General features: G+C 66.0%; 9 protein-coding genes. 2 read left to right on the top strand and 7 right to left on the bottom strand.

The window, feature by feature from the left end:
* Positions 1-61: 61 nt before the first annotated feature.
* From rseP to pyrH, 7 genes are all read right to left on the bottom strand, one after another.
* Positions 62-1,423, bottom strand: a complete 1,362-nt coding sequence (gene rseP, locus ACFOLC_RS02850; RefSeq protein ID WP_386757317.1) for an RIP metalloprotease RseP — start codon at positions 1,421-1,423, stop codon at positions 62-64.
* Positions 1,424-1,444: 21 nt separating this feature from the next.
* Complete coding sequence (locus tag ACFOLC_RS02845) at positions 1,445-2,608, bottom strand: 1-deoxy-D-xylulose-5-phosphate reductoisomerase (protein ID WP_386757315.1); 1,164 nt, start codon at positions 2,606-2,608, stop codon at positions 1,445-1,447.
* A gap of 33 nt (positions 2,609-2,641) precedes the next feature.
* The gene (locus ACFOLC_RS02840) at positions 2,642-3,493 is read right to left on the bottom strand and encodes a phosphatidate cytidylyltransferase (protein ID WP_386757313.1); all 852 of its coding nucleotides are present in this window, start codon (positions 3,491-3,493) and stop codon (positions 2,642-2,644) included.
* The gene (gene uppS, locus ACFOLC_RS02835) at positions 3,490-4,260 is read right to left on the bottom strand and encodes a polyprenyl diphosphate synthase (RefSeq protein WP_386757311.1); all 771 of its coding nucleotides are present in this window, start codon (positions 4,258-4,260) and stop codon (positions 3,490-3,492) included. The genes ACFOLC_RS02840 and uppS overlap by 4 nt, the downstream gene beginning before the upstream one ends.
* Positions 4,261-4,280: 20 nt before the next feature.
* Positions 4,281-4,838 (bottom strand): ribosome recycling factor, encoded by a 558-nt coding sequence (gene frr, locus ACFOLC_RS02830; RefSeq protein WP_386757309.1) that lies wholly within the window; start codon positions 4,836-4,838, stop codon positions 4,281-4,283.
* A gap of 72 nt (positions 4,839-4,910) precedes the next feature.
* Positions 4,911-5,840: a cation diffusion facilitator family transporter gene (locus ACFOLC_RS02825; RefSeq protein ID WP_386757307.1), complete on the bottom strand. Its 930-nt coding sequence runs from the start codon at positions 5,838-5,840 to the stop codon at positions 4,911-4,913.
* Between the two features lie 99 nt (positions 5,841-5,939).
* Positions 5,940-6,662 (bottom strand): UMP kinase, encoded by a 723-nt coding sequence (gene pyrH, locus ACFOLC_RS02820; protein WP_386757305.1) that lies wholly within the window; start codon positions 6,660-6,662, stop codon positions 5,940-5,942.
* Between the two features lie 327 nt (positions 6,663-6,989).
* On the opposite strand from pyrH, the gene ACFOLC_RS02815 reads away from it, so the two are divergent.
* The gene (locus ACFOLC_RS02815) at positions 6,990-10,010 is read left to right on the top strand and encodes a TonB-dependent receptor (RefSeq protein ID WP_386757303.1); all 3,021 of its coding nucleotides are present in this window, start codon (positions 6,990-6,992) and stop codon (positions 10,008-10,010) included.
* A 65-nt stretch (positions 10,011-10,075) separates the two neighbouring features.
* Complete coding sequence (locus tag ACFOLC_RS02810) at positions 10,076-11,638, top strand: tetratricopeptide repeat-containing sulfotransferase family protein (RefSeq protein WP_386757301.1); 1,563 nt, start codon at positions 10,076-10,078, stop codon at positions 11,636-11,638.
* The last annotated feature ends 114 nt before the right edge of the window (positions 11,639-11,752 follow it).

The following is an 11,752-nucleotide window of genomic DNA, read 5'->3' as shown; positions in this document are numbered from 1 at the left end:
TCACGGATGCCCGGGAGCGGGCATCGGGTCGAGGCGGGGCTTGCAGCAGGCGTGGCCGGCATCAGCGCACCAGGTTGTTGACGATGTCGTTGTAGAACGCCAGGCCCATCAGGCCGGCGATCAATGCCAGGCCGACGTATTGCCCGGCGGCCATCACGCGCTCGCTGACCGGGCTGCCTTTGACCAGCTCGATAAGGTAATACAGCAGGTGACCGCCGTCCAAGATCGGGATCGGCAACAGGTTCAGGATGCCCAGGCTCAGCGACAGCATCGCCAGCATCGACAGGTACCAGGCCGTGCCGTGGTGGGCGTAGGCGTTGGCGGCGCGGGCGATGGTGATCGGGCCGGCGACGGTGTTCTGCACCGAGACGCGGCCGCTGAACGCGCGGCCGATCATGGCGAACAATTCACTGGCCTGGTGGCTGGCCTCGCGCAAGGCCGCCGGGACCGCGGCGATCGGGCCGTAGCGCAGCACCGCGTCCTTGGCCGGCTCCTTGGGCCGTGCCAGCTCGATGCCCAGACCCCAGTACGCCGCGCCGTCCGGCTTGACCAGGCGCCTGGGCTGAAGCTCCAGCGCAAGCCGGTCATCGCCGCGCTGCACCTCGACCATCGCCGGGCTGCCGCGCTCGCCGAGCTTCTGCACCAGCGGGTAGATCTCGTCGGCGCGGGTCACCGGCTCGCCGTCGATCGCGGTGATGCGGTCGCCTTCGGCCAGTACGCCCCAGGCCGGCGTGTCGGGCGAGACCCGGCCGATCGACGCCGGCACCAGCAGATGACGCGGGATCAGGCCGGCGGCTTCGACCGCGCGGCGCTCGTCGAACGCCGTCGGCAACCGCGACAGGCGCAGGGTGCGCGTGACCTCGTTGCCGCTTTCGGTGCGCACGCGCACCGGCACGTCGCTGTGGTCGAGCGCAGCCGGGATCAGTGCCAGTTGCGCCTCGCTCCAGGTCGGGGTGTCACGCTCGCCGACCGCCAGCACGGTGTCGCCGCGGTGCAGGCCGGCGGCGGCGGCGATGCCCTCGACCTGGCCGAGCACCGGCGCATAGTCGGGACGGCCGATCACGAACATGGCCCAGAACAGCCCCACGCACAGCAGCAGGTTGGCGAGCGGGCCGGCGACCACGATCGCGATGCGTTTCCACACCGATTGCCGGTTGAAGGCCTGCTCCAACTCGTCCGCGGCGACGTTGCCTTCGCGCTCGTCGAGCATCTTGACGTAGCCGCCGAGCGGGATCGCGGCAACCACATATTCGGTGCCGTCCTTGCCGCGGCGCAGCCACAGTGGCTTGCCGAAACCGACCGAGAAGCGCAGTACCTTGACGCCGCAACGTCGCGCGACCCAGTAGTGGCCGAACTCGTGGAACGTGACCAGTACGCCGAGGCTGACGATCAACCACCAGATCGAGCCGATGAACTCACTCATGATTGGTTCTCGGACGGTGGTTCATGCGCGGGCGATGGCCTGGCCGGCATGGCGCCGCGCCTGGGCGTCGGCGTCGTGCAGGGCCGCCAGCGACGCTGCCGGGGTGGGTGGGAGCGCGGCGAGGGTGTCCTCGACCAGCGCCGGTATCGCTAGGAAACCGATCCGGCGCTGAAGAAACGCTGAAACCGCGATTTCGTTGGCGGCATTGAGCACCGCCGGGGCGGTTCCCCCGACCGTCAGTGCCTCGAAGGCCAGGCGCAGGCACGGGAACGCGTCCAGGTCGGGCGGCTCGAAATCGAGGCGGCCGTGGGCGAGCAGGTCGAGCCCACTCACCCCGGAACTGATCCGCTCCGGCCAGCCGAAACCGACTGCGAGCGCGGTGCGCATGTCGGGCAGGCCGAGCTGGGCCAGGGTGGAGCCGTCGATGAACTCGACCAGCGAGTGCACCAGGCTCTGCGGATGCACCAGCACCTGGATGCGGTCGCCGTCGACACCGAACAGGTGGTGCGCCTCGATCACCTCCAGGCCCTTGTTCATCAGCGTGGCCGAGTCGACCGAGATCTTCGGACCCATCGACCATTTCGGGTGGGCGACTGCCTGTTCGGGAGTGACCTGCTTCAGCTCGGCGCGTGAGCGGCCGCGGAATGGCCCGCCGGAGGCGGTCAGCAGGATGCGCCTGAGGCCGGCGTGCGCATTGGTGTCAGGCAAACACTGAAAGATCGCGTTGTGCTCGCTGTCGATCGGGACGATCGTGGCGCCACCGTCGTGCGCGGCGCGGGTCAGCAGCTCGCCGGCAAGCACCAGCGATTCCTTGTTGGCGAGCAGCAGGCGCTTGCCGGCGCGCGCCGCGGCCAGCGTCGACGGCAGGCCGGCGGCACCGACGATCGCCGCGACCACGGTGTCGCAGGCATCGCTGGCGACCAGCGCGTCGAGCGCGGCGTCGCCGCTGTGCGGCTGGGTGTCGAGGCCGGCGTCGCGCAGGCCGTCGCGCAGCGCGGCGAAGCCCGCCGCATCGGCGATCACTGCATGCGCCGGACGGTGCTGCTGGCACAGGCGGAGCAGGGCGTCGACGTTGCTGCCGGCCGCAAGCACGGTCGCGCGCAGGCGTTCCGGGTGGCGCGCGATCACGTCCAGCGCGGACGTGCCGATCGAGCCGGTGGCGCCAAGGACGGCGACGTCACGCATCGGCGCAGCCCGTTTGTTCAACCGCGTGCATGCTCAGAAGCCCAGCACGGCCTTGCCGAGCGCGAACACCGGCAACGCGGCGAGGACGCCATCGAGGCGGTCGAGCAGACCGCCGTGGCCGGGAATCAGGTGGCCAGAGTCCTTGACCCCGGCATGGCGCTTGAGCAGGCTCTCGAACAGGTCGCCGACCACCGAAAACAGCACTGCCGCCAGCGCGACCAGGGCCACTGCCGGCAGCTGCGCCGGCGCCGCACCGGCGATCAACGCGAACACGATGCCAACGACCACGCCCGCGACCACGCCGCCGGCCAGGCCTTCGAAGGTCTTGTTGGGGCTGATCCGCGGCGCCAGCTTGCGGCCTCCGAAAATGCGGCCGCCGAGCTTGCGGCCGGCGAAATAGGCGCCGCTGTCGGCGGCCCAGACAATCGCCAGCGCGGTCAGCAGCCAGCGGTGGCCGTTGGGCTCGGCGACGTGGATCCAGGCCAGTGCACACCAGGCCGGGATCACGCTGAGCGCGCCGGCGGCGAGCTTGAACACCCGGGCATGGGTGGCGTGGTCGCTGGCGAACTCGTAGCGGCCGAGCCAGATCAATGCCAACAGCCACCAGACCACGCCGGCCACCACCGCCAGCTGGAACAGCACCATGGTGTAGCCATTGCTGGCGCGCGAAGCCCAGACGATCGCCACCATCAGCGCCAGGTTGGCGACCAGCAGCACCGTGCGCGCCAGCGTGTCCTCGATCTCGGCCAGGTCGAACCACTCCCACAGCCCGGCCAGGAACAGCACCGCGGCCAGCGCCATCATCCATGGCGTCGGCAGCAGCAGGATCGCGGCGATCGCGAGCGGCGCCATCACCAGCGCGGCGAGCAGGCGGGTTCGGGTCATTCAGGGGTCTCGTTGGTCGTCGGGGCGGCGATCTGGGCGCCGGTCAGGCCGAAGCGGCGTTCGCGCCCGGCGTAGTCGTCCAGGGCGCGTTGCAGTGTCGCCGCATCCAGTTCGGGCCACAACAGATCGGTGAACCACAGTTCGGTGTAGGCCAGCTGCCACAGCAGGAAGTTGCTGATGCGGGTGTCGCCGCCGGTGCGGATGAACAGGTCCGGCGCCGGCAAATCGGCCAGGCAGACGCGCTGCGCGATCGCGGCTTCGTCGATGGCGTCGGGCGACAGGCGCCCGGCGGCGACGTCAACCGCCAGCGATCGCGCCGCCTGGGCGATGTCCCAACGTCCGCCGTAGCTGGCGGCGATGGTCAGGTGCAGGCGCGTATTGGCCTGCGTGCGCGACTCGGCATGGGTCATCTGCAGGCGGATCGCCTCGCCGAAGCGCTCGCGCTCGCCGATGAAGCGGACGCGCACGCCGCGGCGGTCGAGCTCGTCGACCTCGCGTTCGAGGGCGTTGAGGAACAGCTTCATCAACGCACCGACCTCGTCCTCGGGGCGCCCCCAGTTTTCACTGGAGAACGCGAACAGGGTCAGCGCCTCGATGCCGCGCTCCAGGCAGAAGTCGATGCAGACATTGACCGCGCGCGCGCCGGCGCGGTGGCCGATCACGCGCGGGCGGCGACGGCGCTGCGCCCAGCGGCCGTTGCCGTCCATGATGACGGCCAGGTGGCGCGGGATGCGGGGGGACGCGGCAGTGGCAGGTTCGGAGGACATGGACGGGACGGGTAGACCCGTCAAACCGCCATAAGTTCTTGCTCTTTGGCCTTGACGACCTCGTCGACGTCCTTGATCGCGGCATCGGTGATCTTCTGGATGTCGCCCTCGGCGCGGCCGACCTCGTCCTCGGTCACCTTCTTTTCCTTCAGCAGTTCCTTGACCTGCTGGTTGGCATCGCGACGGATGTTGCGGATCGCGACCTTGGCGTTCTCGCCTTCGCCGTGGACGTGCTTGGACAGCTCCTTGCGGCGCTCCTCGGTGAGGGCGGGCAGGTTGAGGCGGATCACGGTGCCGGCGGTGTTCGGGGTCAGGCCCAGGTCGGAGGCGAGGATCGCCTTCTCGACCGCGCTGACCATCTGCTTCTCCCACGGCGTGATCGTCAGCGAACGCGCGTCGGAGACGGCGACGCTGGCGACCTGGGTCAGCGGCATGTCGGAACCGTAGTAGTTCACCTTCAGCGAATCGACCAGCGCGGTCGAAGCCCGGCCGGTGCGGACCTTGACCAGATCGTGGCGCAGGGCGTCGACGCTCTTGGCCATGCGGGTCTGGGCGTCTTTCTTGATCTCGTTGAGCATCGCCGGCTCCGTCCTGTAGCGGTAATCGCGGGATTATATAGAGCGGGGCCCGCGCCAGCGACCCGGTGCGGCTCAATGCCGGTGCGAATGGCCGTGGGTGTGCCCGTGCGGCGCCCGGTCGTGGCGGTCGTGTTCGCAGGTCCGGCCGTGCTCGACCTGCAGGGTCGGGTGGTTGATGCCGAAGCGGTGGTCGAGCTCGTGGTTGAGCTGGTCGATGAAGCGGTCGTGGTCGCTGTCGTCGGGACGGACCAGGTGCGCGGTCATCGCGATCTCGCCGGCGCCGAGCGACCAGATGTGCAGGTGATGGACCGCGGTCACGCCGGCCTGCGACGCCAGGAACTCCCGCACCTGCGCCTGATCGATGCTGGCCGGCACCGCGTCCATGGCCGCGTTGAAGCTCTCGCGCAGCAATCCGAACGAGCCGACGGCCACCACCACGCCGATCAACAGGGCGATGGCCGGATCGAGCCAGGCCCAGCCCAGCCACCACATGCCGAGTCCAGCGAGCACCGCCGCCAGCGACACCGCCGCATCGGCGACCAGGTGCAGGAACGCGCCGCGCCGGTTGAGGTCGTGGTCGTGGCCGTCGCGGACGAACCAGGCGGCGCCGAGATTGACGGCGATGCCAATCGCGGCGACCACCATCACCGGCAATGCGGGAATTTCCGGCGGGGCACTGAAACGACGGATCGCCTCCCATGCCAGCGCGCCGGAAAACGCCACCAGCAGCAGCGCATTGGCCAGCGGCGAGAGCAGGGTGGCGCGACGCCAGCCGTAGGTGTGCCGGTCGGTGGGCATGCGTTTGGCCAGCACGGCCGCGCCCCATGCCAGCCCCAGGCCGAGCACGTCGCCGAGGTTGTGCAGTGCGTCCGACAGCAGCGCCAATGAGTTGGTGGCGAAGCCGTAGCTGGCCTCGAGCGCGGTGTAGGCGAGGTTGATCAGGGTGACGGCCGCGAACGCGCGCGTGCCGCTGGAAGCGTGGTCATGGCTGTGCGAGTGCATGGCCGGAATCCTGCCATGCGGCCCGGCGTGAACACTATTACAGCGCCTCCGATGGTTCCGTCAGCTCGGTGCCATAGGCGGGTCAAGGCCCGCCTGGGCTCAGCCGCGGCCCTGCACCAGGGTGCCGATGTGCTCGCCACGCAGGATCTTCAACAGCTGGCCGGGCTGGCCCATGTCGAAGATGCGCAGCGGAAGGTCGCTGTCGCGGCACAGCGCAAACGCCGCGGTGTCCATCACCTGCAGGTTGCGGGCGATCACCTCGTCGTAGCTCAACTTGTCGTAGCGCACCGCGTCGGCGTGCTTCTTCGGGTCCTTGTCGTAGACGCCGTCGACCTTGGTCGCCTTGAGTAGCAGGTCGGCGCCGACTTCGATCGCGCGCAGAGCCGCACCCGAATCGGTGGTGAAGAACGGGTTGCCGGTGCCGGCGGCGAAAATGGCGATCCGGCCTTTTTCCATGTGGCGGATCGCGCGGCGGCGGATGTAGTCCTCGCACACGTCGTTGATCTTGAGCGCGCTCATCACCCGGCACTTGGCGCCGAGCTTTTCCAGCGCGTCCTGCATCGCCAGTGCGTTGATGACGGTAGCCAGCATGCCCATCTGGTCGCCGGTGACCCGGTCCATGCCGCTGGCGGCCAGGCCGGCACCGCGGAAGATGTTGCCGCCGCCGATGACCAGCGCGATCTCGGCGCCGGCCTGCTGGGCTTCGATCACCTCGCGCGCCAGGCGCCCGATCATTTTCGGGTCGATGCCGTAGTCCTCGTCTCCCATCAACGCTTCGCCGGACAACTTCAACAGGACACGGCGATAGGCGAGCTGGGACATGGCGACCTCGTAAGGGAAGGGCAAACGGCGAAATTGTACGGGATCCGGGGCACCCCTCCGGCTGGCCGAGTCATGGCCACCGGGTCGATGCTGCGCCGCGCAATAGCCGAACCGGCGGCGGAAGAACAGCGCCGACTTGACTTTAGTTCCACTTAAGCCTTGCTGATTTTGCTCTCAAATCAATCGACATTTGTCTGTTGTCACCCATTTTTCATAAATCGCCCTTGGTCGATTGAATGGCCGACATGACGAAAGTAATAGTCGGGCTGTCCTCGGGGGGAGGACATCCATTGACCATTTTGGGGGTACGAAGTGGCAAGAACGAATATGAATCGTGCGCTGCGCCGCAGTGCGCTCACCGTTGCTCTGGGTCTTTGCTTCGCATCGGGCGTCAACGCCCAATCCAATACCGCCGGCGCCGTATTCGGCCAGGCCACCGCCGGTGACACCATCGTCGTCGAGAATCCATCCACTGGCGTCAAGCGCCAGATCCAGGTCGGCAACGACGGCCTCTACCGCGCCTCGTCCCTGCCCACCGGCAGCTACCGTGTCACCCTGCAACGTGCCGACGGCACCACGTCGGTACGCGAGAACGTCACCGTCAACGTCGGCACCGGTACTTCGGTCAACTTCGCGAGCGCCACGGCCGGGGACGGCAGCGCCACCAATCTGGACGCGATCCAGGTGACGGCTGCCCTGGTCAATCCCATCGACGTGTCATCGGTGGAATCCACCACGATTCTGACCGCCGAACAGATCGCCAAGATCCCGGTGCCGCGTGACGTCACCAGCGTGGCCCTGCTGGCGCCGGGCACGGTCAAGGGCGATGACGCGTTCGGTAACCTGGCTTCGTTCGGCGGCGCATCGGTGGCTGAGAACGCGTACTTCGTCAACGGCTTCAACATCACCAACTCGTTCAAGGGCCTCAACTTCGCCACGATCCCGTTCCAGGCGATTGGCGAGCAGCAGATCAAGACCGGTGGCTACGGCGCCGAGTTCGGCCGTGCCTTGGGCGGTGTGGTCAACCTGATCACCAAGCGCGGCACCAACGAGTTCCACGCCGGCGGCAACATCTTCTACACCGCGAACAGCCTGCGTTCGACCGAGCGTGACATCTATTCGCCGGACGGCCAACTGATCTCCGACAACTCCAAGGACCGCGATCCAACCGAGACCGTCGCTTCGGTCTGGGCCAGCGGTGCATTGGTCAAGGACAAGCTGTTTGGCTACGCGATGCTTCAGTACGGGCGTGAAAGCGGCTCACGCAGCTACGGTGACAACATCAGTGTGCTGAACAACAGCCAGACCGCCAAGAATCCCAACTGGCTGGTCAAGATGGACTGGAACATCAACGACAACAACATGTTGGAGTTCACTGGCTTCTCCGACAAGAAGGAGAGCGAGCGCGACGTCTATTCCAATCCGCAGGGTGTCAGCGAGCGGCAGAATTACCTCGGCACGGTGCACGACGAGACCGGTGGCAACAACTATGTAATGAAGTACACCGGCTTCCTCACTGACTCCTTCACCCTCAGTGCGCTGTACGGAACCGGTGAATACAAGCGCAACAATTACGCGGTCAATGCCGCTGGCGAGCGTCTGGAATACTCCGGTAACGTCAGCCCCGCCAATGCCACCGGCATCATCGGCGCATCAGGCTGCCCACTGGTCACCGATGGTCGCCCGGATGTGGCGGCAGGGCTGACTCCGGCCATCACCAGCTCCTGCGCCTTCCTCGGGCAGAACCTCGGCCTCACGGACGCGCGCGACAAGCGCGAACAGTTCCGCATCGATGCCGAGTGGCAGCTCGGCTCGCACCTGCTGCGTTTCGGTTACGACACCGACAACTTCAAGTCGCGCGACGGCGAAGCCAGTGAAGGTGGCGTGGCATGGCGCTACGTGCTGCGTCGCGGCGAGGACATGGTGCGTCGCCGTGTGTTCCAGACCGGTGCGGACGTCGAAGTCGATTCCCGGGCGTTCTATGTCGAGGACAACTGGAACATCACCGAAAACTTCATCGCCTATGTCGGCCTGCGTTGGGATACCTTCGAGAACAAGAACGGTGAAGGGGAGACCTACGTCGAGCAGGACAACCAGTTTGGTCCACGCTTGGGTTTCTCGTGGGATGTCAACGGCGACTCCAGTCTGAAGATCTTTGGTAACGCCGGCCGCTACGCACTGCCGATAGCGGCGAACGTGGCCGTGCGTGGCTCCAGCCCGTCGCTGTACAGCCAGCAGTATCTGCATTACGACGGTGTCGACCCGGTCACCGGGGTGCCGATCAATCCGAGCGCCACCGGCGATGCGCGTGATGACCTGGCTTATCTGAACAACGAGTTTGGCCTCGGCAAGGACCCGCGCACCATCGCCTCGAAGAACCTGGAGCCGCAGTACCAGGACGAGTACATCCTCGGCTTCCAGAAGGCGATCACCGACAACTTCACCGGCGGCGTGCGAGCGATCTATCGCAAATTGCAGCGCTCCATCGATGACCAGTGCGACTATCGGGTGCTCGAGGAGTGGGCCAACGACAATGGTTACGCCATTGACTCGTACAACCCGGCATTTGCCTACTGCCACATCTACAACCCGGGTAGCGATCTCGACATCGAGATCGACATGGATGCTGACGGCACCCTGGAGCGCGTCCGGATTCCGGCCGACAAGCTGGGGCCTGATGGCAAGCGCACCTACAAGGCGGTCGAGTTCTTTGCCGAAGGCCAGATTTCCGACAAGTTCTTCCTGCAGGGCTCCTACACCTGGTCGCAGAACAAGGGTAATGCCGAGGGCGGCGTCAAGTCGGATATCGGTCAGGACGACACCGGCGTCACCCAGGACTTCGACTATCCGGAGCTGATGGTCGGTGCGGAGGGCTATCTGCCCAACGATCGCCGCCATACGCTGAAGTTGTTTGGCAACTACGAGTTCACTGACCAATGGTCGGTCGGTGCCAATTTCCTGTACCAGAGCGGCCGACCCATCAACTGCTTCGGTGTGTACGCGGATGATCCCGTCGGCTATGGCGCCGGTTACTTCTCGTGCGATACCGGGGAGGTCGATCCGGACACGGGCAGCAACGGCACGACCATCGTCAAGCGTGGTTCGGCGGGGCGCACCGACGATATCTACAACCTGGACCTCAATGTCGCCTACCGGCCGTCGTTTGCTGAAGGCAAGTTGGCCTTCAAGATGGATATCTTCAATGTGTTCAACCGCCAGAAGGCATTGGCGGTGGACGAGTTCGGCGAGGACAGCACGGGTAACCCGCTCCAGGGCGTTACCTATATGACACCGACGGTCTACCAGGCCCCTCGTGCCGTGCGTTTCATGGTGCAGTACGACTGGTGACCGGGATGCTTCTCCAGTAAGGCTTGCGGCCGCCTCAGGGCGGCCGCTTTTTATGGGATCGCAAGATGAAGACGTTGATTGGCCTGCTCAACCTGGCCCAGCAACATGTTGTCGGCGGCGATCTGAAGTCGGCGCGCGAGGCCTTGCACTCGGCGCTTGCCCAGGCGCCGGAACATCCCGGTGCCTTGCTGCAGTTGTCCTACGTGGAATCCTTGTCCGGCCATTACCGATTTGCTCAGGAATATGCGCTGCGTGCGCATGCAACGCAGCCGCGCGACGCATCGACATTGATGGAACTGGCCAGGCGGCTTCGCACGTTCAACCAGGTGGCGGCACTGCACGAGTGCCTGCGGGAGCTGCCGCCCTTACGCCAGACCGGGATACCGGTGCTGCTGAGCTTCGGCGCGCAATTGAGTTATCTCAATGAGCAGGAGCGGGCGCTGGAATTGTTGGACGAGGCCAAACGCGGCGACCCCGATTACCCGCCCACGTTGATCGCGCGCGGCCAGGTACTGACCTACCTGGGGCGGTTTGATGAAGCCGAGGCGGACCTGCTGCGTTGCACGCGGCGCGCGCCGGAGCTGGCTTCGGCCTGGTGGGCACTATCGCGGCTGCGACGGCAGGCCGCCGAATCCAACCACATCGACGCCATCCGCAAGCAGTTGGCCGTACCAGGGCGGCGTGCGGAGGATGTCGCCTTGCTGGGGTATGCCCTGCACAAGGAATACGACGACCTGGGTGAGACGCGTCACGCCTGGCAGGCATTGGAACTCGCCTGCAGGGCGAAGCGCTCGACCTTGCGCTATGCGAAAGAGGAAACCCGGGCACTGGTCGATGCCTTGATGGCCATGCCGGTGCCCACCGTGCCTTCGGTCGATCCGGCGCCGGCCGAGGGGCCGGTGCCGATCTTCATCGTCGGCATGCACCGATCGGGAACGACCTTGCTCGAGCAATTGCTGGACGGGCACGCGGCTGTGCGCGGTCTGGGGGAGTTGTACGATTTCACCAGCCAGATGCGCCATGCCGCGGACCACCATTGTCGAGGCGTCATCGACGGGGTCATGGTCGAGCGGGCATCGCAGGTCGATTTCCGCGCGGCAGGTGCCGGTTATCTGGACGGGATTGCCTGGCGGCTGGGCGATGAGCGTTTCTTCACCGACAAGCTGCCGTCCAATTTCCTCAACATCGGGTTCATCTGCCGCGCGCTGCCCAACGCCAAGATACTGCACATGCGCCGCGACCCCATGGAAACCTGCTTCTCCAATCTGCGGGAGCTGTTTTCCGATGCCAATGCCTATTCGTACGACCAGGGCGAGTTGGCTGACTACCACCGGCAGTATCAACGGCTGATGGCGCACTGGCATCGCTCGTTTCCCGGTCGCATCCACGATGTCGACTACGGCGAACTGACTGTCAATCCCGAGGCGGTATTGCGCGGTGTCAGCGCCTTTTGCGGGCTCGATTTCGAGCCGGGCATGCTGGACCTGCACTCCCGGACACGAGGCGTGGCCACCGCCAGCGCCGTCCAGGTCCGGCAGCGCCTTGCGCGTCCCGAGCGCCCCAAATGGACCGCTTATGCCCCGTGGCTGGGGTCGCTGCAAGCCGCACTTCGACCTGACGTGCTCTGACTGGCCATGCGCCCTCCCGCAGGCTGCATCGACCTCGCAATCCGATGCGGATGCAGCACAAACGAAAGACAGGGAGATGAATGAGGGGGCAAAGTTAAGTTAAAAATGTGATTA

Source organism: Lysobacter cavernae (genome assembly GCF_042648505.1).
Lineage (GTDB): Bacteria > Pseudomonadota > Gammaproteobacteria > Xanthomonadales > Xanthomonadaceae > Lysobacter_L > Lysobacter_L cavernae.
Note: the sequence above shows the minus strand (reverse complement) of the source record. Positions and strands in the feature narration are given on the sequence as shown.

Bases quoted from the DNA above. Each gene is read 5' to 3' on its own strand.
- rseP (WP_386757317.1), bottom strand. From the start codon at position 1,423: ATGAGTGAGTTCATCGGCTCGATCTGGTGGTTGATCGTCAGCCTCGGC.
- ACFOLC_RS02845 (WP_386757315.1), bottom strand. From the start codon at position 2,608: ATGCGTGACGTCGCCGTCCTTGGCGCCACCGGCTCGATCGGCACGTCC.
- ACFOLC_RS02840 (WP_386757313.1), bottom strand. From the start codon at position 3,493: ATGACCCGAACCCGCCTGCTCGCCGCGCTGGTGATGGCGCCGCTCGCG.
- uppS (WP_386757311.1), bottom strand. From the start codon at position 4,260: ATGTCCTCCGAACCTGCCACTGCCGCGTCCCCCCGCATCCCGCGCCAC.
- frr (WP_386757309.1), bottom strand. From the start codon at position 4,838: ATGCTCAACGAGATCAAGAAAGACGCCCAGACCCGCATGGCCAAGAGC.
- ACFOLC_RS02825 (WP_386757307.1), bottom strand. From the start codon at position 5,840: ATGCACTCGCACAGCCATGACCACGCTTCCAGCGGCACGCGCGCGTTC.
- pyrH (WP_386757305.1), bottom strand. From the start codon at position 6,662: ATGTCCCAGCTCGCCTATCGCCGTGTCCTGTTGAAGTTGTCCGGCGAA.
- ACFOLC_RS02815 (WP_386757303.1), top strand. From the start codon at position 6,990: ATGAATCGTGCGCTGCGCCGCAGTGCGCTCACCGTTGCTCTGGGTCTT.
- ACFOLC_RS02810 (WP_386757301.1), top strand. From the start codon at position 10,076: ATGAAGACGTTGATTGGCCTGCTCAACCTGGCCCAGCAACATGTTGTC.